Below are 26136 nucleotides of genomic sequence, written 5' to 3' on the forward strand. Positions count from 1 at the left end.
GTCCGGAATTATGCCTGCGCTGCAACTCACTATAAATAGTGATTGCAGATGACGAAAATATGAACTAATTTTGCACCGTGAGAATAAAGGGTTGTACATCATCAATGTTTTTCTTTGTCACGCTGCTTGCCGGCGTGAGCGCATTGTCGGCTTCGGCGCATAACGTTGCGGTTGAGGAGCCCGACACCATATTGTCGCTTGACGAGGTATCGGTTACGGCCATAAAGCAGTCGGCCGATATGCGTCGTCTGCCCGTGGCCTCGACTGTCGTGGGCGCCTCAGAGGTCGAGCGGCTAAATATTGTGACGATGAAGGATGTGAGCGAGGTAGCGCCGAATTTCTATATTCCCGACTACGGCTCGCGCATGACATCGTCGATATATGTGCGTGGCATAGGTGCGCGCATCGATCAGCCCGTGGTGGGATTGAATGTCGATAATGTGCCGTTCATGAACAAGGACAACTATGACTTCGACCTTGTCGATATAGAGCGCATCGAAATTCTGAGAGGACCACAGAGTACGCTTTACGGACGAAATACCATGGGCGGACTCATTAATATATATACATTGTCGCCGATGCGATATCAGGGATTGCGTGTGATGGGTGAATACGGATCCTACAACAGCGTGAAGGCTGCGGTGTCATATTATACAAAGTTAAACTCCCGCCTCGGAATGTCATGGGCCGGATACTTCACCCACACCGACGGGCATTTCACCAACATGAACAATGGCAAAAAGTGTGACCACGAAAATCAGGGCAGTCTGCGATGGAAAACAGTGTGGAACCCGATGGCCAACCTGAGCGTGGAGAACACTCTCGGAGTACAGATTTCGCGACAGGGAGGATACCCCTACGAGTTTGTCGAAACCGGCGAGATAAACTATAACGACACCTGCTTCTACAAGCGCACGGGAATAACCGACGGACTCACTGCGCGTTGGACGCTTGACAACGTGGTGCTGTCGAGCATCACCAGTTTCCAGTATATCGACGACAACATGACCCTTGACCAGGATTTCCTTCCCGACTCCTACTTCACGTTGACTCAGAAGCGCAAGGAGTGGGCGTTGACGCAGGACTTCATAGGCCGTGGTGCAATAGGCGACTACAGTTGGCTCGGAGGCTTGTTTGCCTTTTACAAGCACACCGACATGAATGCTCCCGTTACATTCCGTGAAACAGGTATAAAGGAGCTTATCGTGGACCATCGTAACGATGCCAATCCTTACTATCCGATTCAGTGGAATGAAGACTCGTTTGTTCTCGGCAGCGACTTCCTGAACAGTGTCTACGGAGTGGCATTGTACCATCAGAGCGCCTATGTCCTCGGGGCGTGGAATGTAGCATTGGGAATGCGCCTCGACCTTGAACACAACCGGTTGCGTTACAACAGTCGATGCAATACGAGCTACACAATATATGACATAACCAAGGATGAACCCGAGGTGTATCGCGTCGATCCCGTAAACATCGATGACGGCGGTAGGCTTTCCAAGACTTTCCTCCAATTTCTGCCTAAGCTGACGCTAACCTATAATTTTGATGCCGGAAACATATATGGCTCGGTGGCTCGGGGATACAAGGCCGGAGGATTCAACACCCAGATGTTCAGCGATGTGCTTCAGCAGCGCATAATGGGGCTGATGGGACTGAGCGAGAAATATGATGTGAACGAGATTATATCCTACAAGCCCGAAACGAGCTGGAACTACGAGATAGGCGCTCACTTCTCGTCGACCGACCGACGGTTTACGGCCGACATGGCGCTCTTCTACATCGACTGTCGCGACCAGCAGCTCACGGTGTTTCCCGACGGAGTGACTACGGGCCGAATCATGACCAATGCTGGCCGCACCCGTAGCTTCGGAGCCGAGCTGTCGATGAGCTTCCGTCCGGCCGACCGATGGTTGCTAAATGCAAGTTACGGATACACAAATGCCAAATTCAGTAAATTTAACAATGGCATAGCCGATTACTCGGGCAACTATATACCCTACGCTCCGCACAACACCGTGTTTGCCGGAGTCAACTACACACAGCCGGTTAAGTCGAAGCTGCTCGATGCTATTGCGCTGAATGTCAACGCGCGAGGCGTGGGTGAAATCGTGTGGGACGAAGCCAACAAAGTGCGCCAGCCCTTCTACGCGCTGCTCGGAGCATCGGTGCGATTTGAAAAAAATGATTTTTCACTTACTTTTTGGGGTGAAAACATCACCGGTACACAATATGACACGTTTTATTTCGTTTCTATAGGGAACACATTCCTGCAGAGGGGTAAACCGCGACATATAGGAGCCACCCTCCGATTACAATTCTAAAATAAATTAAACCTAATATTAACGACAACAATGAACAAAACAAAAACGATTTTAATGTCGGCTCTCGTAGCCGTTGCAATGACAGCCTGTGACACAGACAGCAAAAACGAAAGAACATTCTCATTCCCGATGGCTAACTATGCCGCTCAAGCAGGAGGTGAAGCAGCTTTCTCAAACAGCGCTACAACTACCCGCATTGACTATGAGAACAGCCTTGGAGAAATCAATTATCCTACAATAAGCCTTCCCAACATGTCGTCGGGCAGCATGAAGATAAGCGGCCTTAAGCTTTCGTCACTCCCCAAGGGCGAGGGCCTTCAGCTTTCGGGCACCGGCGTGACTCCTGTAGTAAACGGAGCTACTTCACTCGGCTCGGCCAACGTAACCGCTTACTTCAAGGGTTATAACGGATATTATATGATTGACTTTGCCGACGGAACTTCGGTGACCAGCTTCTCTATCCCCTTGAATTACTTCAGTACAACCACCGTTACTTCGGCTGATCAAAATCCTTATACTACAAATACTGCCGACAAGAACCGCTATTCGGTTATAATCAATGCCGAGAAGAAGACTGCCAACATCGACATCCTCGCTGCAAGTTTTGCTGAAAAGATGCCCTCGATGAGCTTGCGATTCAAGGATGTAAAGGTGTTTATGAACAAGAACTCGGTGACTCTTGAAGCCGACGAACTCATCCCCGTAACCTACAATTCAAGCAATCTTGAGGATCCCCAGCCCAAGTACAAGATTACCAATCTTAAAGCTCACGGCACACCCGAGCATGGCATGTCGCTCACCTTTGAGTGCGCAGGAACATTCCATGTAACGGCTGCCCTCGTTGATGTGTACACCAACAATCAGCAGTAATCGCTAAGAAAAAGTAACTGATAAAATAGAGTTACCATCCCTAAAGAAAGTCCGTCGGCTTCCGTCAAAGGTTGCCGTCGGACTTCTTTTATTGTGTCATATAGGGAGATAATTGAGGCTTTTTGGTGAAAATAAAGACAATCGCTGAGGCGTGCTATTCAAAAAAGTTTTATTATATTTGCATGAGATTTTTGGCAGAATTTAATAAAATGTTAACCTTGAATATTTATTTTGCTGAGAATCAATTTGTTTAATGCAGTTAAGCTACCATTGATGCAGTGCTCTATTTCAAATATTATTTTGGCTCCGGCTTCTCGCATTGGCGGGAAACAGGTGAACCGTGCATGCGTCGGGGAAGAAATATATGTCCGGGTCGCTGTCGGAAACTGTTCCGAAGTGGCCTTTTTTGTTTGAGGAAATTAGATTAACAATATGGTATCAGTAATTTTTGGTATTCAGAATTCGACTCTTGCCGTAGTTGCCGCCCTCACCGGTGTGGCACTTGTGGCATTGGCATTGGTGACTGCCGGATTAATATCGCCGAAGTCCTACAATGCACAGAAAGGTGAAGCGTATGAGTGCGGTATCCCCACACGAGGTGTGAGCATGGCCCAGTTCAAGGTCGGCTACTATCTCTATGCAATCCTGTTTCTTATGTTTGATGTGGAAACGGTGTTTCTGTATCTCTGGGCAGTGCGTATGCGCGAGCTCGGTGTTGAAGGATTGCTTTGTATCGCCTTGTTTTTTGGAATTTTAGTGCTGGGCCTCGTTTATGCCTGGCGGAAAGGAGCATTGGAATGGAAGTAACTACAAAAGGCATGCCCTATTCCGAATGGAAGGACAATGAATATATCGAAAAACTCGTCAAGGAGCTCAAGGACAACGGTACCAACGTTGTTGTAGGCACGCTTGACAACATAATCAACTGGGGGCGTTCCAATTCTATCTGGCCGCTCACTTTCGCCACCAGTTGTTGCGGTATCGAGTTTATCGCACTTGGAGCGGCGCGTTATGACATGGCGCGCTTTGGCTGGGAAGTGGCACGTGCCTCACCACGTCAGGCCGACTTCATGATGGTAGCCGGAACGATCGTTCACCGCATGGCTCCGGTGGTGCGTCGTCTTTACGATCAGCTCGCCGAGCCCAAGTATGTGATTGCCTGCGGTGGATGCGCAATATCGGGCGGTCCGTTCAAGAACTCCTATCACGTAGTGAAGGGTGTCGAGGAGATAATCCCCGTCGATGTCTACGTGCCCGGATGTCCGCCTCGTCCCGAAGCAATGATTTACGGTATAATGCAGCTCTCACGCAAAATTAAGGTAGAGAAGTTCTTCGGTGGAGTGAACCGTCAGGAAAAGCAACGCGATTTCCTTGAAAGCCATCCCATCGACGATGCGCAGTAACAGAGTGACTATAAACGAATTTTAAGAATAATACCCAATATTATCACAATTATGGCAAACATTCAGGAAAAAATAGCCAAACTGTTCCCCGAAGCAACATTTGAGGAGGGCGAATGTCTGTTGGTGAATATTCCCGATGCCAAATGGCATGCTCTTGCTAAGACTTTGAAGGAGGATTCCGAGCTTAGCTACGACTATCTTGTGGCTATAGTAGGTGTCGACTGGACCGAAACACTCGGTTGCATGTACTACCTCACTTCAACCAAATACAACACCCACATATCGGTGCGCGTGTCAACTGCCGACCGTGAGAAGCCCATGCTTCACAGCATAACCGACCTTTGGGCCGTGGCCAATCTCTATGAGCGTGAAGTTTATGATTACTTCGGCATAATCTTCATCAATCACCCCGATATGCGCCGACTGTTCCTGCGCAATGACTGGGTAGGTTACCCCTTGCGCAAGGACTACGATGCGAGTCCCGAGGTGAATCCCGTGCGTCTTGACCATGAAGAGGTCGAGGATACTTCGGTTACCTACGTTGAGGAAGCCGACGGAACTATCGTGAAGAAGGATGTAACCATCTTCGCACCCGAGGACTTCGTTGTCAACATCGGTCCGCAGCACCCCGCAACCCACGGCGTATTGCGATTCCGCACAGCCGTCGACGGTGAAACCATCAAGAAAATCGACCTTTACCTCGGTTATATCCACCGCGGTATCGAGAAACTTTGTGAGGGACTCGGCTATCCCCAGACCTTGCATTTCACCGACCGTCTTGACTACCTCTCGGCTCAGCAGAACCGTCATTGCCTGTGCCTGTGTATAGAGAAGGCTCTCGGAATTGAGGTGCCCCGTCGCGCTCAGGTGATACGCGTCATGATGGACGAGCTTATGCGTATATCATCGCACCTGCTGTTCATCGGCACATTCTGTATGGACCTCGGAGCCACTACAATGCTCTTCTATGCAATGCGTGAGCGTGAACGCGTGCTCGACATATTTGAACGTACTTGCGGAGCCCGCATGACATTCAACTACAACTGTATCGGCGGTATAATGGACGACCTCGATGCCGGATTTGTTGACGATGTCAAGGCTCTTATCGAAATAATGCCCAAGTGCCTCAAGGAGTATGACACCATATTCACCGGCAATGTAATCGCACACAACCGTATGGACGGGGTAGGCGTGCTGTCGCGCGAGGATGCCATATCCTATTCGGTTACCGGTCCTGCCGGCCGTGCTTCGGGTTGGGCCTGCGATGTGCGCAAGACCACTCCCTACGGCATATATTCCGAACTTGACTTCGAGGAGGTTGTGCTCCACGAGGGTGACTCGATGGCTCGCTTCAAGGCTCGTATTGAGGAGATCCGTCAGTCGATTCGCATCCTTGAGCAGCTTGTTGACAAAATCCCCGAAGGCGAAATATGTGCAAAGGTTCCCAAGATTGTCAAGTTGCCTGCCGGACACTGGTTCCAGCAGGTGGAGGCAAGTCGTGGCGCATTCGGGGTCTACATCGAGAGCACCGGCGGCACCAGCCCCATGCGCCTGAAGTTCAATTCGCCCTGCTTCAACCTTGCAGGTGTCGTTGACCACATAACCCGTGGCGGAAAGATTGCCGACCTTATCACCATTGGCGGTACGCTCGACTACGTAGTACCCGATATAGACCGATAGTAAGATTAAGAAAAAGTAAAGACAAAAACCGATATGTACGATTTATCAAAAGGAGCCGACTGGCTCAACCAGTTTCTCACGACCTATATGTCGCCATGGCTTGCGGTCGTAGTGGAATGTGTCATCATAGGAGTGGTTTTACTCTTGGCTTACGCCCTGCTCGCTCTTTTCTACATCTACTTCGAGCGTAAGGTGTGTGCCGCTTTCCAGTGCCGTCTTGGCCCGAACCGCGTAGGTCCCTTCGGAATATTCCAGAGTGTTGCCGATATGTTCAAGATTCTCATCAAGGAGCTCATATCGCTCAACCACATCGACAAGTTCCTCTTCGCGCTCGCGCCCTACCTTGTAATCATTGCTTCGATGCTCTGCTTCGCAGTGCTTCCGTGGGGCAAAGGCATTCAGGTCATTGACTTCAACATCGGTATATTCTTCCTGGTTGCCGTGTCGTCGATAGGCGTGCTCGGTATACTTCTTGCCGGATGGTCGAGTAACAATAAGTTCACACTCATCGGCGCCCTCCGTTCAGGAGCCCAGATGATAAGCTACGAGCTCTCAATCGGCTTGTCGGTAATCACGATGGTGGCTTTTGCCGGCTCGATGTCAATCTCCGATATCGTGAATCAGCAGCAGGATCTCTGGTTCATCTTCTCGGGACACATACCCGCAATCATCGCATTTATCATCTACCTCATAGCAGGAACGGCCGAAACCAACCGTGGCCCGTTTGACCTTCCCGAGGCCGAGAGTGAGTTGACTGCAGGTTACCACACCGAATATTCAGGTATCCATTTCGGATTCTTTTATTTGGCCGAGTACTTGAACCTTTTCATCGTCGCAGGTGTTGCTTCATTGTTGTTCTTTGGAGGCTGGATGCCCCTCCACATCCCCGGATGGGACGCATTCAACCATGTTATGGACTTCATTCCGTCCATAGTGTGGTTCCTCATTAAGGCAATAGCTCTTTCATTTGTGATAATATGGTTCAAGTGGACATTCCCGCGCCTTCGCATCGACCAGCTCTTGTCATTGGAGTGGAAATATTTGCTTCCCATCAATTTGGCTAACCTCGTACTTATGGTAGTGGTAATCTGCTATGGATTGCACTTCTGATAAGTCTGTTTGATAAAAATATAAATCTATATAAACCCTGATTTTCGTAAAGATGAGCGATAAATTCGGAACAGTGACTCAGGTTATCGGCCCCGTGGTCGATGTTACCTTCGAGGGAAAGGACAATGTGATTCCTCCCATTTATACCGCGCTCAAGGTTGACCGCCCCGACGGTTCCACTCTTATTCTTGAAGTGGAGCAGCACATCGGAGAGGACACTGTGCGTTGTGTGGCAATGGAAAGTACCGACGGATTGCAGCGAGGTGTACGTGTTGACAACCTCGGCCGTCCGATTGCGGTGCCCACCGGCGATCAGGTTAAGGGACGACTCCTTAACGTTATCGGTGAAGCCATCGACCACCTTGCGCCTTTGAAGCGCGACAATCTGCGTCCGATTCACCAGCCGGCTCCTCCGTTTGACGACCTCACTATAGGCACCGAGATACTCTATACCGGTATAAAGGTGATTGACCTTCTTGAGCCCTATAGCAAAGGTGGTAAAATCGGTCTGTTCGGTGGCGCCGGTGTGGGCAAGACAGTGCTCATCATGGAGCTTATCAACAACATCGCCAAGGGTCACAACGGATTCTCGGTATTCACCGGAGTGGGAGAGCGTACTCGTGAGGGTAACGACCTCCTGCGTGAGATGATCGAGAGCGGCGTTATGAAGTATGGCGAAAAGTTCCGCGAAGGAATGGAGAAAGGCGAGTGGAATCTTGCTGATGTCAACATGGACGATGTGGCAAATTCTCAGGCTACGCTCGTGTTCGGTCAGATGAACGAGCCACCGGGTGCGCGTCTTCGTGTTGCCCTTTCAGGTCTTACGGTTGCTGAGCAGTTCCGCGACCAGGACGGAGGCGGTAAGGAGATTCTGCTGTTCATCGACAACATATTCCGTTTTACCCAGGCAGGTTCCGAGGTTTCGGCTCTTCTTGGCCGTATGCCTTCGGCTGTGGGTTATCAGCCTACGCTTGCATCGGAGATGGGTGCCCTTCAGGAGCGCATCACCTCGACCAAGCAGGGCTCAATCACTTCGGTTCAGGCCATCTACGTGCCTGCCGACGACTTGACCGACCCAGCGCCCGCCACCACATTCAGCTTCCTTGATGCCACCACGGTGCTCAGCCGTAAGATTGCCGAGCTTGGTATATATCCCGCTGTTGACCCGCTGGAGTCGACTTCGCGTATCCTCGACCCCCACATCATCGGCGAGGACCACTACCAGACTGCACAGGCTGTAAAGCAGCTGCTCCAGAAGTACAACGAGCTTCAGGACATCATCGCCATCCTCGGTGTCGACGAACTTTCGGATGAGGACAAGCTTGTTGTTGCACGCGCTCGCCGCGCACAGCGATTCCTCTCTCAGCCCTTCTTCGTGGCCGAGCAGTTTACCGGCCTTCCCGGCGTGATGGTGCCGCTTAGCGAAACAATCCGCGGATTCAAGATGATTCTGAGCGGTGAGATGGACGAATACCCCGAACAGGCATTCCTTAACGTTGGCACAATCGACGAGGCCATCGAAAAGGGTAAGAAGATGCTTGCCGAGGTGAAATAAGTAAAAGATATTAACGACTATGATACTCAAGGTTATATCGGCACAAGACATTCTCTTTCAGGGTGAGGTTGACAGCGTGACGCTTCCCGGAACCGAAGGAGAGTTCACCGTATTGCGCAATCATGCGTCACTGATCTCCACGCTCGAACCCGGCACCGTCACCTATCATCACGACGGACGAAGCGGCGAGGTGCAGGTCAACGGCGGAATCGTCGATGTCGATAACAATGTAGTGTCAGTGTGCATTTATTGATATGAAGCGTATTGTTTTCTTACTGTCGCTTATATGCCTGGTGATTGCATCGCCGTTGTGCATGTCGGCCGAAGATAACGCCGAGGAGAAAGTCGAGAAGAAAATCAACCCCAAGGAGATTATCTTCGAGCACCTCGGTGACGGTTATGGGTGGGAAGTCCCTTTCTCCCATGACCTGCGTATACCCCTGCCTGTGATAGTGCGCGACTATGAAGGTCATTGGCACTGTTTCAGCTCAAGCCGCATTCAGCACGGCAAGGAGTATGACGGATTCCGGCTCGGCGGTAAGGACAGCAAGTGGCACAATAAGCTCGTGGGGATGAAGCCTGTGACTCAGCCCGACGGCAAGGTGGTGATGGAAGAGTATCGTCCTTGGGACATCTCCATAACCAAGAATGTGCTCGCAATCTTCATCTCGGTATTTATCGTAATGTGGATGGTGCTGAAGGTGGCCGCATGGTATCGCTCGGCCGGCTACAAGGCGCCCCGCAAGTTCACCGGCGCAATCGAGGCTATGATAGAGTTCATCTACAAGGGTGTCATCAAGCCCACCCTCGGAGAGCAGGCACCGCGTTTCGCGCCCTATCTGCTCACGGTGTTCTTCTTCATCCTCGTCATGAATCTGCTGGGATTGATCGTCATCTTCCCCGGCGGCGCCAACCTTACCGGCAACATTGCCGTTACGCTCGTGTTGTCGGTGATAACATTCCTGATTGTAAACATATTCGGAACAAAGCACTACTGGAAGGAGATATTCTGGCCCGATGTTCCGCTGTGGCTGAAGTTCCCGATTCCCATCATGCCCGTAATCGAGCTCTTCGGAATCTTCACCAAGCCGGCGGCTCTGACTGTGCGTCTGTTTGCCAACATGATGGGCGGACACATAATCGTCATCGTGCTCACCCTGTTGATCTTCATCCTTGCCGTCATGGGACCTGTGGTTACCGGCGCAACGACCGTGGTTTCGATTCTGTTCTCCATATTCATGTTGCTCATCGACGTGCTGGTGAGCTTCGTACAAGCCTACGTGTTCACGATGCTGTCGACGCTGTTTATAGCGCTCGCACAGGAGAAGGGACATGAAGAACATAAAACCCCTGAAACAAAAACAAACAAATAATTAATAACTTCAAAAAATTTATCTCTATGTTAGCAATGATTTTAGCAGCCATCGAAGGCACATTGGGAATTGGCGCATGTATCGGCGCAGCTATCGCAGCAATCGGTGCAGGTATTGGTATCGGTAAAATCGGTGCATCAGCCATGGAAGCTATCGCTCGCCAGCCCGAAGCTACCGGCGACATCCGCAGTAACATGATTGTGATTGCAGCTCTTGTCGAAGGTGTTGCCCTGTTTGCGGTTATCGTCTGCCTGCTCTCGTTCTTCCTCTAATATCAAGCTCTAACCATGGAACTTTTCACGCCTGAATTCGGCCTGATATTCTGGATGTTTGTCGCCTTCGCGGTACTGTTCTTTATACTCGCAAAATGGGGGTGGCCGGCTATCATGAAGAGTGTCGAAGGCCGTGCCGACCTTATCGACAAGGGTGTGGAGTACGCTCAAAATGCAAAGGAGCAGCTTGACCATGCCCGTGAAGAGGCCGACAAATACATAGACGAAGCTCGCAAGCAGCAAGCTGAAATGCTACGCGAAGCCGACCGCATGAAGACTCAGATTATTGAGGAAGCACGCGCCGCTGCTTCAAAGGAAGCTCAAAAGGTGATGGATGCCGCAAGGATTTCCATCGAGCAGTCGCGTAAAGAGGCTGAACTGCGCTTCCGCGATGAGGTCAGCTCATTTGCCCTCGACATTGCCACCAAAGTGGTGCGCAAGCAAATGGCCGATGAGAAGGCCCAGACCCAATTAGTGAACTCACTGTTGGATGAAATTGAAAATAAAAACTAAAACGCAATGAACCAAGGTCTTATTCCATCTCGTTACGCCAAGGCGCTGTACAAGTTTGCCGTTGAAAAAGGCAAAGCCGACAGGGTCTATGTGCTGATGAAAAATCTGGAGGCGGCTTTTGCCGCACAGCCTCGACTGCAGGAGGTGATGAACAATCCCTACATCGCCGTCGACGATAAGACCCGTCTGTTGATGACTGCGGCAAAGGCCGAGAAGACCGACAGTTGCTATGTCGACTTCCTGAAGCTTCTTGTCGAAAACAAGCGCATCGATTTTTCGAGAGGCATCGCTATCGCTTATCTCGACATATATCGTGAGGAAAACAACATCTACCTCGTGAAGCTGATTACTGCAGACGACCTGCCGCAGACCGAGATTGACAAGCTGCACGATCTCGTGAAGCGTCATCTCAACGGGGCTTCGATGGAGTTCTCGCGCACTGTCGACCCGGAGCTGATTGGCGGATTTGTCATAAACATCAACTCCGAGCGCCTCGATGCATCAATCAGTAACGAACTCAAGCAATTGCGTCTTAAACTATTAAGCAACTAACACAAACTAATGATTAACCCAAGCGAAATATCGGAAGTATTAAAGCAACAACTTGAGAATGTCAACAACAAGGTGTCATTCGAGGAAGTTGGAACGGTCCTTGAGGTAGGTGACGGTGTCGCCCATGTCTATGGACTTGAGAATGTACGCGCCAACGAGCTTGTAGAGTTTGAAAACGGCGTCAAGGGTGTTGCCATGAACCTTGAGGAGAGCAATGTCGGTGTGATTTTGCTTAACAACATTGACCGCGTGACTGAAAATATGACCGTCCGTCGCACCGGCGAGATTGCTTCAATCCCCGTCGGCGAAGGCCTCTTGGGTCGCGTAATCAATGTGTTGGGTGAACCGATTGACGGTGCCGGCCCCATATCGGGCGACCTCTACCGCATGCCCTTGGAGCGAAAGGCCCCCGGAGTTATATTCCGTCAGCCTGTAAAGCAGCCGCTGCAGACCGGTATCAAGGCCGTAGACTCGATGGTGCCTATAGGCCGCGGACAGCGTGAGTTGATTATCGGCGACCGTCAGATAGGTAAGACCGCAATCGCTATCGACACTATAATCAATCAGCGCAAGAACTACGAGGACGGAAAGCCCGTCTATTGTATATATGTCGCTATAGGACAGAAGGCATCGTCGGTGGCCGCACTTGTGCAGACTCTCCGCGACAACGGTGCGCTTCCCTATACCGTAGTCGTGGCCGCCAATGCGTCCGACTCGGCTGCGATGCGCTACTACTCTCCCTTTGCGGGTGTTGCTATCGGTGAGTTCTTCCGCGACACCGGCCGTGACGCGCTCATCGTCTACGACGACCTCTCGAAGCAGGCCGTGTCCTACCGCGAGATTTCGTTGATTCTTAAGCGTCCTTCGGGTCGTGAAGCCTATCCGGGTGATATCTTCTACCTCCATTCGCGTCTTCTTGAGCGCGCCGCCAAGATTATCGACAATCAGGAAGTGGCCGCTGCCATGAACGACCTCCCCGAGGTACTGAAGGACAAGGTGAAGGGTGGTGGTTCGCTGACCGCACTTCCTATCATCGAAACTCAGGCAGGCGACGTGTCGGCCTACATCCCCACCAACGTGATTTCAATCACCGACGGACAGATATTCCTTGAAACGGCTCTGTTCAACCGTGGTATCCGTCCCGCCATCAACGTGGGTATATCGGTTTCTCGTGTGGGTGGTAACGCTCAGATCAAATCGATGAAGAAGGTAGCCGGTACGCTGAAAATCGACCAGGCACAGTTCCGTGAGTTGGAGTCGTTCACCAAGTTTGGCGGCGACATCGACCCCGTTACAGCCCGCGTCATCGACAAAGGCCGCAAGAATGAGCAGCTCCTTATCCAGCCTCAGTACAGCCCTATGGCCGTTGAGGAGGAAGTGGCTATAATATTCTGCGGAACAAAGGGATTGCTCGAGAATGTACCGCTTGAGAAGGTTTCAGAATTTGAAAAACTCTTCTTGCAGTTGATTCGCGCAAAATATCAGAAGGAAGTGCTCGATGTCATCAAGGCCGGTCAGCTGACCGACGATGTTGTCGAAAAACTCACTGAATGCGCCAAGGAGATTGCAAGCCGCTATAAATAAACAACAATACCGAAATGGCAACATTACGCGAACTTAAAGGAAGAATCGGCTCGGTGAAGTCATCTGAAAAGATCACCGGAGCCATGAAGATGATTTCATCGGCAAAGATGCACAAGGCCGAGCAGGCCCTCAAGCGTCTTCTGCCCTTCCGCGGACAGATACAGACTATCATCGGCAATCTGCTTTCGGCCGATGCCGAGTTCTCGTCGCCGTTAATCGAGAATCGCGAAGTGAAGCGCATCGGTATTGTCGTATTCGGTTCCGACGACGGTCTTTGCGGTGCCTACAACATGAATGTCTTCAAGGGACTGCTTCAGAAGTTGCACTCCATGCGTGAAAAGCACGGTCAGGATGTGGACTTCGTGATATATCCCGTAGGAGGCAAGATGTTCAAGGCCGCCCGCCGCCTGTCAGGCGCCCACATCGAGGTTCGACAGCTTGTCGAGGTCAACTCCAAGAGCTCGGGGAAGGAGATACGCAACTTCACCTTCTCCCTGCAGCAGGAGTATCTTGACGGCAATATCGACCTGCTCGAAATAATCTACATGAGCTACAAGAGCGTGAGTCGTCAGATTCTGCGCGCCGAGCAGTTGCTCCCCGTGGCTCAGGAAACACTGACCGACAACTCCATCACCGTGCAGTGTCGGCCCTACATTTTCGAGCCCGATGCCAACGCCATCTTCACCTCGGTATTGCCACTCTTCGTGCTTGCCGTGATGCAGGAAACGTTTACCGAAAACCAGGCCTCCGAGCAGGCCGCGCGTGTCATGGCGATGCAGAGCGCCAACGACAACGCGAAGAAGCTGCTTGATCAGCTGCAGCTCGAATACAACAAGCTCCGTCAGCAGGCCATCACCTCCGAGTTGCTCGACATTCTCGGCGGTCAGGTCAAGTGACGGGTTTGAATTGGGAAAAGTAATGCGGGCGATACCGGAGGTTACACATACCGATACTCTGGTCGGCCGCGACAACGAATATATTGTCAATCGGTATGCATATTTTAAAGTAATAAAGACCAATCATAATCTATGGGCAGTGTAAAAGATTATTTTTCATCACTGGGAACAGGCATTACAAGCCTATTGAAGGGTATGGGTGTCACCGGAAAGGAGTTCTTGACCCCGAAGGTGACCGAGTCCTATCCTGACGATCGCAAGACGATACAGTACGCCGCTCCGCGTTTCCGTGCAAAGCTCGTCTTGAAGTATGACGCTGAAGGTCATCACAAGTGTATAGCATGCGGAATTTGTCAGCGCAACTGTCCCAACGGCACTATCAGCCTGACAACCAAGATGGTTGACCTCCCCGACGGTAAAAAGAAGCGCAAACTCGATGCCTACATGTACGACCTCGGTAGCTGCACATTCTGCGAGCTCTGTGTCACCACATGTCCCCAAAATGCGCTTGAGTTCTCCAACGACTTCGAGCAGGCCGTATTCACCCGTTCGATGCTTGTCGAGAAACTTAATTATCTGCCCGAACCGGCTGAACCGGCACCGGCTCCCAAGCCCGCCGAGGCACCCAAGCCCGCCGAAGCCCCCAAGGCTCCTGAGGCTCCCGCTCAGTCTAATGTCGCTGAAAAGTAAAAAGAAAAATCAGATATAATATGGAATCAGTTGGAAGTATCATTATGTATTGCGTAATCGTTGCGGCGATTATCGTATTCTCGATACTCACTGTCACCACTCGCAGGATTCTGCGTGCGGCAACCTACCTGTTGTTTGTGCTCTTCGCTACGGCGGGCATATACTTCAAGCTCGACTACGAGTTCCTGGGGGCCGTCCAGATTGCCGTATATGCGGGTGGTATCGTAGTATTGTTTGTGTTCTCAATTTTGCTCACATCCAATCCCGGCGACAGTAGTGCGAGACTTGCTTCAAAACGACGCGTCATGGGTATCATCGCAGCCCTCCTGTCCTTTGTGGTCATGGGCTTCGCCCTGTGCCGTCACGAGTTCTGGACAGCGTTGAGCCGTCCGTTCACTACGGATCTCACTATGCAGGAAATCGGCCAAGTGCTTCTCGGCACTGAAAAGTGGCAGTACCTGCTCCCCTTTGAAGCAGTGAGTGTGTTGTTATTGGCATGTATAATCGGTGGCGTGGTAGTCGCCCGCAAGCGTTAATCATTGGTGCAGATTATGGACAATTTATCTATGATGATGTACATTATCCCCAGCATGATTATGTTCTGCTGCGGTGTTTACGGATTCATCACCCGTAAAAACATGATTGCGATTCTGATATCGCTTGAGTTGATGCTCAATTCGGTCGACATCAACTTTGTGGTGTTTAACCGCTTCTTGTTCCCCGGACAACTCGAAGGAATGATGTTCACCCTTTTTGCCATCGCTATTGCAGCTGCCGAAACAGCTCTTGCCATTGCAATTATAGTCAACATTTTCCGCGTTGCCCGAAATATTGATATACGCGACCTCACTAAAATGAAATTTTAATAGTTATGGAACATATATCAATCTTCATATTAGCTATTCCTCTCTTCATGTTCCTCTTGCTCGGCTTGCTGGGCATGAAGATGAGCCATAAGTTGGCCGGTACTCTCGGTACTCTCGGTATGGGTACCACTCTTGTACTCGCCTATACTGTTGCGTTTACCTATTTCTTCAGCGGCGACGCTCAGTTCATCAACGCTGCAGGCGAGCGTCTGCAGTCGATTCTCTGGAATGTGACATGGCTGCAGTTTACCGACTCGCTCGTTATCCGTCTTGGATTCCTCCTCGATCCCATCTCGGCCATGCTGCTTGTGGTCATCACCACTATATCATTCATGGTGCATCTCTACAGCTTGGGTTACATGCGCGACCATCACGGAGTGTATGAGAGAGGTTTCCAGCGTTTCTACGCTTTCCTTTCATTGTTCAGCTTCTCGATGCTCGGACTCGTTGTCGCAACCAACATTTTCCAGATGTACATCTTCTGGGAGCTTGTGGGTGCTTCATCCTACCTCCTCATCGGTTTCTACTATGTGAAGCCGTCGGCTGTTTCAGCTTCAAAGAAGGCGTTTATCGTAACTCGTTTTGCCGACCTCGGATTCCTCATCGGTATCCTCGTGTTGTCCTACTTCACCGGTACGTTCAACTTCACCGAACTCACTTCGGTTCCCGTTGACGGACTCGCCAATGTATATCAGGTGAGCGAAGCTACTGCCGAAGGTGTCAAGAACATCTTTGCAGGAAGTGCAACTCCCATGTTTATGGGCGCTTCGGTTATGACATGGGCTCTCGTGCTCATCTTCATGGGAGGTATGGGTAAGTCGGCCATGATGCCGCTCCACATCTGGCTTCCCGATGCAATGGAAGGTCCCACCCCGGTTTCTGCCCTCATCCACGCCGCTACAATGGTTGTGGCCGGTGTATATCTTGTGGCCCGTCTGTTCCCGCTCTACTTGATGGAGATTCGTTCGCTTGAGATTGTAACTGTTGTAGGTGCCGTCACCGCACTCTATGCGGCAATGGTGGCTTGTACGCAGATCGACATCAAGCGCGTGCTCGCCTTCTCGACAATATCGCAGATTGCGTTCATGATGGTTTCGCTTGGTGTTGCCCGTCCCGAGTTCCACCACGGCATCGGTTACATGGCCGGTATGTTCCATCTGTTCACTCATGCTATGTTCAAGGCGTTGTTGTTCCTCTGTGCAGGTGCTTTGATTCACGCCATAGGCTCCAACGACTACACAGCCATGCACGGTCTGCGCAAGCACATGCCCATCACCCACATCACATTCCTTATTGGCTGTCTTGCTATCGCGGGTATCATCCCGTTTGCAGGATTCTTCTCCAAGGATGAGATTCTCACCGCTTGCTTCGGCAACTCGGCTCTGTGGTATGTGTGGATGTCGCTTGTAGCCGGTCTTACCGCCTTCTACATGTTCCGCCTCTACTACCTCATCTTCTGGTGGAAGGAACACAAGGTGCCCGAAGGTCATCACGCTCCTCACGATCAGCCCTGGACTATGACACTCCCGTTGGTTATCCTTGCCGTTATCTCATGTTTTGCCGGCTTCGTTCCCTTCGGAAACCTCGTTACATGGAATGGTCACCCGATGTTTGATCACGTTGGATTCTTCACCAACCTTGAGCATCTCGACTGGTCGGTGGCTGCAGTGTCACTTGCCGTTGCCATAATCGCAATCGCAATTGCCACCGTGATGTATAAGAAGGAGAATCCGCTTCCCGCCAAGTTCAAGAATGCACTTCCCACGCTTTGGGACTGGTGTCATCACCGTTTCTACTGGGACGAACTCTATATGTTCATCACTCACCGCATAATTTTTAACGGCATCTGCAAGCCCATCGCATGGTTTGACCGTCACATTATCGACGGTACGATGGATATGTTTGCCCGCGTTACTCAGAAGGCTTCGTTCTCAATACGCGGACTTCAGTCGGGCAACCTCCAGATGTATGTATGGGTTTACCTGATCGGCGCACTTCTGCTTGCCTCGATTACATGGGTTTGTCTTCTCTAATAAATAGTGCAATTAGAAAAATATAGTAATTATGATATTCTCTAATATTCTGATATACTTTGTGGTCATCCCTCTGCTGATGCTTGGATGCCTGTTCCTTTGCCGGAACATGAAGCAGATACGCACGGTGGCCGTTGTTGGCTCTACTGCACTTGTGGCATTGGCCGTATATCTTGTGGTTGATTTCTGCCAACTGCGTGCTGCCGGTGCCGACGACATCATGCTTTATCAAGGCTCGTGGATGTGGTTTGAACCGCTTAACATCCATCTTGCTGTCGGTGTCGACGGTATATCCGTTGCAATGCTGCTGCTTTCGGCAATCATCGTTTTCGCAGGCTCTTTCGCCTCGTGGAAAATCAATCCGCTGCCCAAGGACTTCTTCCTGTGGTTGATTCTGCTTTCAACCGGTGTGTTCGGATTCTTTATCTCCATCGACCTCTTTACCATGTTCATGTTCTATGAGGTGGCTCTTATCCCCATGTACCTTCTCATCGGTCTTTGGGGTACAGGTCGCAAGGAGTATTCGGCGATGAAGCTTACACTTATGCTCATGGGTGGTTCGGCATTCCTCTTGCTCGGAATCCTCGGTATATACTATCATTCGGCTCCCGCAGGAAGCCCGCTGACCATGAACCTGCTTGAGATTTCGGCCAATGACGCCATCTCGCATGACTGGCAGTACTTCCTGTTCCCCATCACCTTTGTAGGTTTTGGTGTTCTCGGTGCCATGTTCCCGTTCCACACTTGGAGCCCCGACGGTCACGCTTCAGCGCCTACCGCCGTGTCGATGCTCCATGCCGGTGTGCTCATGAAGCTTGGAGGTTACGGATGCTTCCGTGTTGCAATCTACCTGATGCCCTTCGCCGCCAATGAGCTGGCTTGGATATTCTTGATTCTTACAGGTATTTCGGTTGTTTACGGTGCGTTCAGCGCTTGTGTGCAGACCGACCTCAAATACATCAACGCCTACTCTTCGGTTAGCCACTGCGGACTCGTGCTCTTCGCGATATTGATGCTCAATACAACCGCGATGACAGGTGCCGTGATGCAGATGCTTTCCCACGGTCTTATGACGGCTCTCTTCTTCGCATTGATCGGTATGATTTACGGTCGTACCCACACCCGCGACATCCGTCTTATGGGAGGCTTGATGAAGATTATGCCTTTCCTTGCAGTGTGCTACGTGATTGCCGGTATGGCATCGCTCGGTCTTCCCGGTCTTAGCGGTTTCGTTGCCGAAATGACCATCTTCGTTGGTTCGTTCCAGGAAGCCGACCTCTTCCACCGCACCTTCACCATCATCGCATGCTGCTCTATTGTGATAACCGCCGTCTACATCCTCCGCGTTGTGGGCAAGCTCCTTCTCGGCCCCGTTCAGGACGAGCATCACTTGTCGTTGACCGATGCCGAGTGGTGGGAACGCCTTTCGGTTATCACGCTTATCGTGTGCGTTGCAGGCATCGGTTGCTTCCCCAACTGGATTAGCAACCTGCTCCACAACTCATTTTTACCCATCATTGAAGTGTTGACTAAATAAAGGATTTATAAGATATGGATTATTCACAGTTTTTGGTCATGCATCAAGAGATAGGATTGCTGGTCCTCATCTTATTGGTCTTTTTATTTGATACATTCAGCTCGCGCCCTGCACCCAAGGGATTCACCATGTTCACTGTGTGTCTTTTCGGTTTGCTCACTGCGCTGGGCTTCGTATTCCCCATCGACAAGCAGGTAGCTTCGGCCTTTGGTGGCATGTATGTTACTTCACCCGTGATGATAGGCATCAAGAATGTCCTCAACATCGGTGTGTTCATCGTTATTCTTCAGTCAATCAAGTGGGCCGACTCCGAGTTCATGCGTGTGCGTCGCGGCGAGTTCTACGAGCTGCTGCTCATCACCCTTTTCGGTATGTACCTCATGATTTCGGCTCGTCACTTCCTGCTGTTCATCATCGGCCTCGAAACGGCTTCTCTTCCGCTTGCCGCTCTCGTGGCATTTGACAAGAACCGTTATGAGAGCCATGAGGCTGCCGTTAAGTACATCCTCACCGCTGTATTCTCGTCGGCTATCTTCATGATGGGATTGAGCTTTGTCTATGCACTTTCGGGAACTCTCTACTTCAGCGATGTTGCCGCTTCGATTGTCGACGGCGGTGCGTTGCTCATCGTTGCCATCGCGTTTGTCATTGGCGGTATGGGATTCAAGCTCTCGCTGGTTCCCTTCCACCTTTGGACTGCCGATGTCTATCAGGGTGCTCCCACTTCGGTTACCTCCTATCTTTCGGTTATCTCAAAGGGTGCTGCCGCATTTGCATTCTTCGTGATTCTCGTGCAGGTATTCGGTCCGTTCTACAACGGCATCTGGGAGTGGATGCTCTATGCACTCATCATCCTCACTATCACAATCGGTAACCTCTTTGCTCTGCGTCAGAAGAATCTTAAGCGATTCCTCGCATTCTCCTCAATCTCCCAGGCCGGTTATATCATGCTTGGTGTGATTGCAGGAAGCGCTCAGGGTCTTGGTTCGTTGATTTTCTACATCCTTGTCTACATCTTCTCCAACCTTGCCGCATTCGGTGTCATCTCAGCCATCGAAAACAAGACCGGTCGTGTCGACATGGACGATTACAACAATCTCTACAGCACCAATCCCAAGCTTGCCTTCACGATGATGCTTGCCATGTTCTCGCTTGCGGGTATTCCTCCGTTTGCCGGTTTCTTCAGCAAGTTCTTCATCTTCACCTCGGCTGTCGCTCCCGGAACTCCGGCGCTCTACATCCTCGTGCTCATTGCGTTGATCAACACCATCATCTCGCTCTACTACTACTTGCTCGTGGTTAAGGCGATGTTCATCAACAATCAGCAGGAGTGTGTCATCCCCGCTTTCCGTTCGGCATCATCCGAGCGTGTTGCAATGTGGATTTGTGTTGCAGGCATTATCCTTGTTGGTGTTGTAAGCTGCATCTACAACGGACTCATCGATTCTTCGGTTGCCAATCCCGAATACATCTTCACGATGTTTGCCAACTAATTGAAACTTAACACTCAATTTTAATACGAAGGGTGGCTCGTAAGGGTCGCCCTTCACTGTTTAATCTTCTTGTATGATTTTTAGAATTGCCGTTGAGTCCGACATCCCTCGCATCTGGACCATCATCAATCAGGCCAAGGCACAGATGTATCGCGAGGGCAAGCACCAGTGGAGCGAGAGTTATCCCGCGGTTGCCGACATCGAGCGTGACATCGCGTCGGGCTATGGTTATGTCCTTGACAATGGTGACGGCGTTGTCGCTTATGGGGCCGTGGTTTTTGACGGAGAGCCGGCCTATGACATGCTCGACGGCCGCTGGCTGGCCGATGTGCCTTATGTTGTCGTTCATCGCCTTGCCGTGGCCGATGAGGCGAAGCGACGCGGTGTCGCCGTAAGGTTCATGTCGTCGGTTGAGGAGCTTGCCCGTGACAGGGGTGTGACATCGTTCAGGGTCGACACCAATTACGACAATTTCTACATGCTGCGCATATTCGATAAACTCGGATTCATCTATTGCGGTGAGGTACGTTACGATTCGGGGCTGCGACGGGCCTATGAAAAGCTTCTCGCTCCTGCCTGAATCATGAATATTTTTTCGTAGATTTGCGTATTATGATTGAATTGGATTTTTTGTGCTCGTCCGAGGCCATTATGCCTCTTGTCGGGCAGGTTGACGAATATATATTCATTGTGCGTCGCGGCGTGACGGTGCATCTGTCGGACAATGCGCTGCATCGTATGCGTCAGGTGGCGCGCATGACCGGCGCATCGGTTGTCTACTCCGACTACTACGAGCGGCGCGACGGTCTGTTGTCGCCGCATAGGCTCATTGACTGCAGCCGTGGCGGAGTGCTTCGTGACGATTTCGATTTCGGGCATCTGATGCTCGTTGACTCTCGTGCGCTTGAAAGCGCGTTGGCTTCGGTTCAGCGTCACTATGACTATGCTGCGTTCTATGCTCTGCGGCTTGCCCTGTCGCGTCAGGGTAAAGTGGTGCATTGTCCCGAGTTGCTCTACGCCTCTGAGGGTGTGTCCGGCGGTGGTTCGCAGTTTGACTATGTTGATCCGCGCAATCGCGCCGTGCAGGTCGAGATGGAGCAGGCCTGTACCGAGCACCTCAAGGCCGTTGGCGCGTGGCTTGAACCCGAGTTCCGCAAGGTCGACCTCTCCGGAAGCTGGCCTGTTGAAGCGTCGGTGGTTATCCCCGTGCGCAATCGTGTCAGCACCGTGGCCGATGCCGTCAAGAGTGCATTGTCGCAGGAGGCTCCGTTCCGCTTCAATGTTATAGTTGTCGACAATCACTCCACCGATGGAACTACCGAGGTCGTAGCGTCGATTGCGGCTGCCGACGACCGCGTGATTCACATCGTCCCCGAGTCGGACACTCTCGGTATTGGCGGATGCTGGAACCGTGCTTTGACCGACAGCCAATGTGGCAAGTTTGCCGTGCAGCTCGACAGCGACGATGTCTACAGCGACACTTCAGTTCTGACGCGCATCGTTGACGAGTTTTATCGCAGCAACTGCGCAATGGTGGTGGGCAGTTACATGTTGACCGATTTCGACAAAAATCCTATACCGCCCGGTGTCATCGACCATCGTGAATGGACCGATGCTAACGGGCGTAACAATGCCTTGCGTGTCAACGGGCTTGGAGCGCCTCGTGCGTTCTTCACCCCGGTTGTGCGTGACATTCTGTTCCCCGACACCTGTTACGGTGAGGATTATGCGATGGGACTTGCCGTGTCACGCGAATACCGCATAGGACGCATCTACGATGTGCTCTATCTGTGCCGCAGGTGGGAAGGAAATTCCGATGCATCATTGTCACTCGACCGCTTGAACGCCAACAACCTCTATAAGGACACCCTGAGGTCGTGGGAACTTGAGGCGCGCATCAACCTTAACCGTGACCGACATGAAGCGTGACGCTATTGACCGGCTGGTCGATGATCAGCTGCGTGACTGGGAGGAGGTGAGGTTGCGCACCATGTCGCTGCGCGATGTGAAGATCAAGGATGTGACGGTCGACGGTATTCCGTGGCGGGTTCAGTCCAATCCTGCACGTGTCGTAAGCACCGGTGCCAAGGTTGACAAGGCATCCATTGCCGCTCGTCCATGCTTCCTGTGCCGTGACAACCGTCCTCAGTGTCAGCATATACATCAATGGGGCGACTATGAAATTCTGGTCAATCCGTTCCCTATATTTCCCGGTCATCTCACCATTGCCTCGTGCCATCATGAGCCGCAGTCGGTCAATGGTCATGTAGGCGACATGTTGAGGCTCGCCTGTGACCTTGAAGGCTACACGGTGTTCTACAACGGGCCGCAATGCGGTGCGTCGGCTCCCGATCATCTTCACTTTCAGGCTGTTCCGTCGGAGTATATGCCGCTTGACAGGCGTTATCCGTTCAAGCGTCACTACTTCATTGATTCGCAGGAGCGTGTAGGCGAAGCGTTGTCTGAGTTGCTCGACTCTTTGTCGGCCTACGGTGACGAGCCCATGGTCAACATAGCCCTGCGTGCTGTCGACTCCTCGACAATCGAGGCGGTTGTAGTGCCGAGGCGTGCGCATCGTCCTCTGTGTTACGACACCGTCAAGGTGAGCCCCGGTGCCGTTGATGTGTTCGGCACTCTTATTACCGTTTCCGAGGCCGATTTCGATGCTGTCGACTCATCGTTGGCGGCTGCGATATTCAACGATGTCGCCTTTGCGTCACATGAGCTGTCGGTCAATGTCGGCATCATGTCGGCACCCGAAATACAATATGAGTTGCACGGCCCTTTTGAGGCCGATGCCGAAGGCGCTGAGTTCCGTCCGCTTTCCTCCGACTCCTATTTCACGCTAAAGGATGTCACGATAGGTGTTGACTTCCATTGGCAGCGCAAGGAGGATCAGTCATTCCTTGGCAATCTTAAATTGAAAAAGTCGGGCGACCTCACTTTGGCTTTGAACATTGTGTCAGTCGAGGACTATCTCACGAGCGTTATCTCGTCGGAGATGAGTGCCGACGCGTCGCTTGAATTGCTGAAGGCCCATGCCGTTATATCGCGCAGCTGGGTTCTGGCCCAGATTCGTCACAAGGCATCGGCTTCAGGTCATGTCGACATGCTCGACACCCCCGAAGAGCGTGTAAAGTGGTACGACCACGACGACCATGTCGACTTTGATGTGTGTGCCGACGACCATTGCCAGCGTTATCAGGGCATAACAAGGGCGAGCCGCGCTCAGGTGCGCAGTGCCATTCTGTCGACTTGGGGCGAAGTGCTTATGCACGGCGACGAGCTGTGCGATACCCGCTTCTCAAAGTGTTGCGGAGGCGCGTTTGAAGAGTTTCAGTACTGTTGGGAGCCACGGCGGCATGACTATCTCGTGGCCGCGTGTGACGCTGTTGACGGTGCCCCGTTGCCCGACCTGACAGTCGAGGCCAATGCCCGTGAGTGGATTCTCGGTCGTCCCGATGCTTTTTGCTCCGATGTCGACGAGTCTATTCTTGCCCAGGTGCTCAACAACTACGACCGTGAAACTGTCGACTTCTATCGCTGGACAGTCGATTACGATGTCGATGAGCTGTCGGCGATTGTGCGTGAACGGTCGGGAATTGATTTTGGTGAGATAAGTGACCTCGTTCCGCTTGCACGCGGCACATCGGGGCGCATCTATCGGTTGAAAATTGTAGGCTCCAAGCGCACTATGATTGTCGGCAAGGAGCTCGAAATAAGGAAGTGGCTGTCGCGCAGTCACCTCTACAGCTCGGCTTTCGTGGTTGAGCGCACCCTGCATGGATTCCGTCTTCATGGCGCAGGATGGGGGCATGGAGTGGGGTTATGTCAGATAGGGGCCGCCGTGATGGGTGAGCGTGGCTTCAATTATCGTCAAATTTTGTCACATTACTTCAAAGATGCTGAAATCAGGTCAATCTATTAATAGGGCGGCCAAGTGGCCGTGGATGTGGATATCCACACTCTATTTTGCTCAGGCGTTGCCCTATGTGGCTGTGATGACACTCTCGGTCATCATGTATAAGCGCATGGGGATAAGCAACACCGATATAGCCCTTTACACCTCATGGCTCTATCTGCCGTGGGTCATAAAACCATTTTGGAGCCCTCTTGTCGACCTTATACGCACCAAGCGGTGGTGGACTGTGACGATGGAGCTTTTTATCGGCATCGGGTTGGGTGCTCTCGCATTCACTTTGCCGCTGTCGTGCTTCTTTCAGGCTACATTGGCTGTGTTCTGGGTCGTGGCGTTTATGAGCGCTACCCACGACATTGCCGCCGACGGATTCTACATGCTCGCTCTCACCGAGCATCAGCAGTCGTTCTACGTGGGAATACGCAGCACCTTCTACCGCATTGCGACCATCGTAGGGCAGGGGTTGCTCGTTATGCTCGCCGGAGTCATTGAGGAGCGCACGGGCGACATTCCGCTTGCGTGGATGGCCGTCATGCTTGCGTTGTCGCTTTTCTTCCTGCTTGTAAGCCTCTACCACGGCGTTATATTGCCTCGCCCGGCAATCGACCGTCCTGCTCCGGGCGTTACGGCACGCAACATCATGCGTGAGTTTCTGGCTACATTTGCATCGTTCTTCAAGAAGAAGCAGGCTTGGGTGGCTATCGCATTCATGTTGCTCTACCGACTTCCCGAGGCGCAGCTTGTCAAGCTCATCAATCCGTTTCTGCTCGATTCACGCGAGGCGGGAGGACTTGGCCTCTCCACTTCGGAGGTGGGATTTGTCTACGGCACCGTAGGCATTATCGGACTTACACTCGGAGGCATCATCGGCGGCTTCGTGGCAGCCCACGGCGGCCTCAAGAAGTGGATTTGGCCTATGGCGTGGAGCATCTCGCTCACATGCGGCACATTCTGTTATCTGGCCATTGTGCAGCCTTCCGATATGCTCTCGATCAATGCCTGTGTATTTGTCGAGCAGTTTGGCTACGGATTCGGCTTCACGGCCTATATGCTCTATCTCATCTACTTCAGTGAAGGCCCGTTCCGCACGGCTCACTATGCGATATGCACTGGCTTCATGGCTCTCGGCATGATGCTCCCCGGCATGGCCGCCGGATGGCTCCAGGAAACGATGGGTTATGTCAACTTCTTCTGGTGGGTGATGGGATGCTGCATCGTCACGATTGCCGTTACCGCCTTCATAAAGGTCCCCGCATCCTTCGGCCGCAAATAACCCCTGCGCCTCTCTCTCCCGCATTTACCCAACGCCATTCTCTCCCGACAGCTTCCCCAACCTCATAACTATCGAAATTGTTTTCGTAGTAATATACTTTGGTTTATCTTTGCAATAGTTCCGTTTAATCTCTTAAAGAAGAAAATATTAATTTCGAGTATATAAATAGGTATGCAAGCGTGATGGAGTAAAG

At 51.6% G+C, this 26136-nt stretch carries 24 protein-coding genes; all 24 read left to right on the forward strand.

Annotation, left to right across the window (positions count from 1 at the left end):
• Window positions 1–77: 77 nt before the first annotated feature.
• Window positions 78–2324, forward strand: coding sequence for a TonB-dependent receptor (locus tag E7746_RS01795; protein ID WP_238337295.1), 2247 nt, complete (start codon window positions 78–80; stop codon window positions 2322–2324).
• A 30-nt stretch (window positions 2325–2354) separates the two neighbouring features.
• Complete coding sequence (locus E7746_RS01800; RefSeq protein ID WP_135947755.1) at window positions 2355–3194, forward strand: hypothetical protein; 840 nt, start codon at window positions 2355–2357, stop codon at window positions 3192–3194.
• Window positions 3195–3626: 432 nt separating this feature from the next.
• The gene (locus E7746_RS01805) at window positions 3627–4001 is read left to right on the forward strand and encodes an NADH-quinone oxidoreductase subunit A (protein ID WP_136409661.1); all 375 of its coding nucleotides are present in this window, start codon (window positions 3627–3629) and stop codon (window positions 3999–4001) included.
• Window positions 3992–4597, forward strand: a complete 606-nt coding sequence (locus tag E7746_RS01810; protein ID WP_123395344.1) for an NADH-quinone oxidoreductase subunit B — start codon at window positions 3992–3994, stop codon at window positions 4595–4597. Before E7746_RS01805 ends, E7746_RS01810 begins: the two co-directional genes overlap by 10 nt.
• 51 nt (window positions 4598–4648) lie before the next feature.
• Complete coding sequence (locus E7746_RS01815) at window positions 4649–6277, forward strand: NADH-quinone oxidoreductase subunit D-related protein (RefSeq protein WP_123395345.1); 1629 nt, start codon at window positions 4649–4651, stop codon at window positions 6275–6277.
• Window positions 6278–6310: 33 nt separating this feature from the next.
• On the forward strand, window positions 6311–7387 hold the full coding sequence (gene nuoH / locus E7746_RS01820) for an NADH-quinone oxidoreductase subunit NuoH (protein ID WP_135947756.1): 1077 nt from the start codon (window positions 6311–6313) through the stop codon (window positions 7385–7387).
• A 52-nt stretch (window positions 7388–7439) separates the two neighbouring features.
• A complete protein-coding gene (atpD, locus tag E7746_RS01825; protein ID WP_123395347.1) occupies window positions 7440–8942 on the forward strand; it encodes a F0F1 ATP synthase subunit beta in 1503 nt (500 codons plus the stop codon).
• 19 nt (window positions 8943–8961) lie between these two features.
• Window positions 8962–9195 carry an ATP synthase F1 subunit epsilon gene (atpC, locus tag E7746_RS01830; protein ID WP_135947757.1) on the forward strand — a complete coding sequence of 78 codons (234 nt, stop codon included), beginning with the start codon at window positions 8962–8964 and terminating at the stop codon, window positions 9193–9195.
• A gap of 1 nt (window position 9196) precedes the next feature.
• Window positions 9197–10315: a F0F1 ATP synthase subunit A gene (gene atpB, locus E7746_RS01835; RefSeq protein ID WP_136409662.1), complete on the forward strand. Its 1119-nt coding sequence runs from the start codon at window positions 9197–9199 to the stop codon at window positions 10313–10315.
• Window positions 10316–10341: 26 nt separating this feature from the next.
• Window positions 10342–10587 carry an ATP synthase F0 subunit C gene (atpE, locus tag E7746_RS01840; protein WP_123395350.1) on the forward strand — a complete coding sequence of 82 codons (246 nt, stop codon included), beginning with the start codon at window positions 10342–10344 and terminating at the stop codon, window positions 10585–10587.
• A 15-nt stretch (window positions 10588–10602) separates the two neighbouring features.
• Window positions 10603–11100, forward strand: a complete 498-nt coding sequence (gene atpF, locus E7746_RS01845; protein ID WP_136409663.1) for a F0F1 ATP synthase subunit B — start codon at window positions 10603–10605, stop codon at window positions 11098–11100.
• A gap of 6 nt (window positions 11101–11106) precedes the next feature.
• Window positions 11107–11652: a F0F1 ATP synthase subunit delta gene (locus E7746_RS01850; RefSeq protein WP_136409664.1), complete on the forward strand. Its 546-nt coding sequence runs from the start codon at window positions 11107–11109 to the stop codon at window positions 11650–11652.
• 9 nt (window positions 11653–11661) lie between these two features.
• Complete coding sequence (atpA, locus tag E7746_RS01855) at window positions 11662–13236, forward strand: F0F1 ATP synthase subunit alpha (protein ID WP_123395353.1); 1575 nt, start codon at window positions 11662–11664, stop codon at window positions 13234–13236.
• Between the two features lie 14 nt (window positions 13237–13250).
• Window positions 13251–14132 (forward strand): ATP synthase F1 subunit gamma, encoded by an 882-nt coding sequence (gene atpG, locus E7746_RS01860; RefSeq protein WP_135947760.1) that lies wholly within the window; start codon window positions 13251–13253, stop codon window positions 14130–14132.
• Between the two features lie 132 nt (window positions 14133–14264).
• Window positions 14265–14822, forward strand: coding sequence for a 4Fe-4S binding protein (locus E7746_RS01865; RefSeq protein ID WP_136409665.1), 558 nt, complete (start codon window positions 14265–14267; stop codon window positions 14820–14822).
• A 44-nt stretch (window positions 14823–14866) separates the two neighbouring features.
• A complete protein-coding gene (locus E7746_RS01870; RefSeq protein WP_238337296.1) occupies window positions 14867–15358 on the forward strand; it encodes an NADH-quinone oxidoreductase subunit J family protein in 492 nt (163 codons plus the stop codon).
• A gap of 15 nt (window positions 15359–15373) precedes the next feature.
• Window positions 15374–15688: an NADH-quinone oxidoreductase subunit NuoK gene (gene nuoK / locus E7746_RS01875; RefSeq protein WP_238337297.1), complete on the forward strand. Its 315-nt coding sequence runs from the start codon at window positions 15374–15376 to the stop codon at window positions 15686–15688.
• A gap of 5 nt (window positions 15689–15693) precedes the next feature.
• Window positions 15694–17721, forward strand: coding sequence for an NADH-quinone oxidoreductase subunit L (nuoL, locus tag E7746_RS01880; RefSeq protein ID WP_136409667.1), 2028 nt, complete (start codon window positions 15694–15696; stop codon window positions 17719–17721).
• Window positions 17722–17752: 31 nt separating this feature from the next.
• Window positions 17753–19258 carry a complex I subunit 4 family protein gene (locus E7746_RS01885; protein ID WP_135947762.1) on the forward strand — a complete coding sequence of 502 codons (1506 nt, stop codon included), beginning with the start codon at window positions 17753–17755 and terminating at the stop codon, window positions 19256–19258.
• A 14-nt stretch (window positions 19259–19272) separates the two neighbouring features.
• A complete protein-coding gene (locus tag E7746_RS01890; RefSeq protein ID WP_136409668.1) occupies window positions 19273–20751 on the forward strand; it encodes an NADH-quinone oxidoreductase subunit N in 1479 nt (492 codons plus the stop codon).
• Window positions 20752–20824: 73 nt separating this feature from the next.
• Entirely contained in the window at window positions 20825–21331 is a 507-nt protein-coding gene (locus tag E7746_RS01895; RefSeq protein ID WP_136409669.1) for a GNAT family N-acetyltransferase, read from the forward strand.
• Between the two features lie 32 nt (window positions 21332–21363).
• A complete protein-coding gene (locus E7746_RS01900; RefSeq protein ID WP_136409670.1) occupies window positions 21364–22680 on the forward strand; it encodes a glycosyltransferase family 2 protein in 1317 nt (438 codons plus the stop codon).
• Entirely contained in the window at window positions 22670–24679 is a 2010-nt protein-coding gene (locus tag E7746_RS01905) for a DUF4922 domain-containing protein (RefSeq protein ID WP_136409671.1), read from the forward strand. The genes E7746_RS01900 and E7746_RS01905 overlap by 11 nt, the downstream gene beginning before the upstream one ends.
• Entirely contained in the window at window positions 24654–25943 is a 1290-nt protein-coding gene (locus tag E7746_RS01910) for an MFS transporter (protein ID WP_136409672.1), read from the forward strand. The genes E7746_RS01905 and E7746_RS01910 overlap by 26 nt, the downstream gene beginning before the upstream one ends.
• The last annotated feature ends 193 nt before the right edge of the window (window positions 25944–26136 follow it).

Source organism: Muribaculum gordoncarteri, assembly GCF_004803695.1.
GTDB classification, from domain to species: Bacteria; Bacteroidota; Bacteroidia; order Bacteroidales; family Muribaculaceae; genus Muribaculum; species Muribaculum gordoncarteri.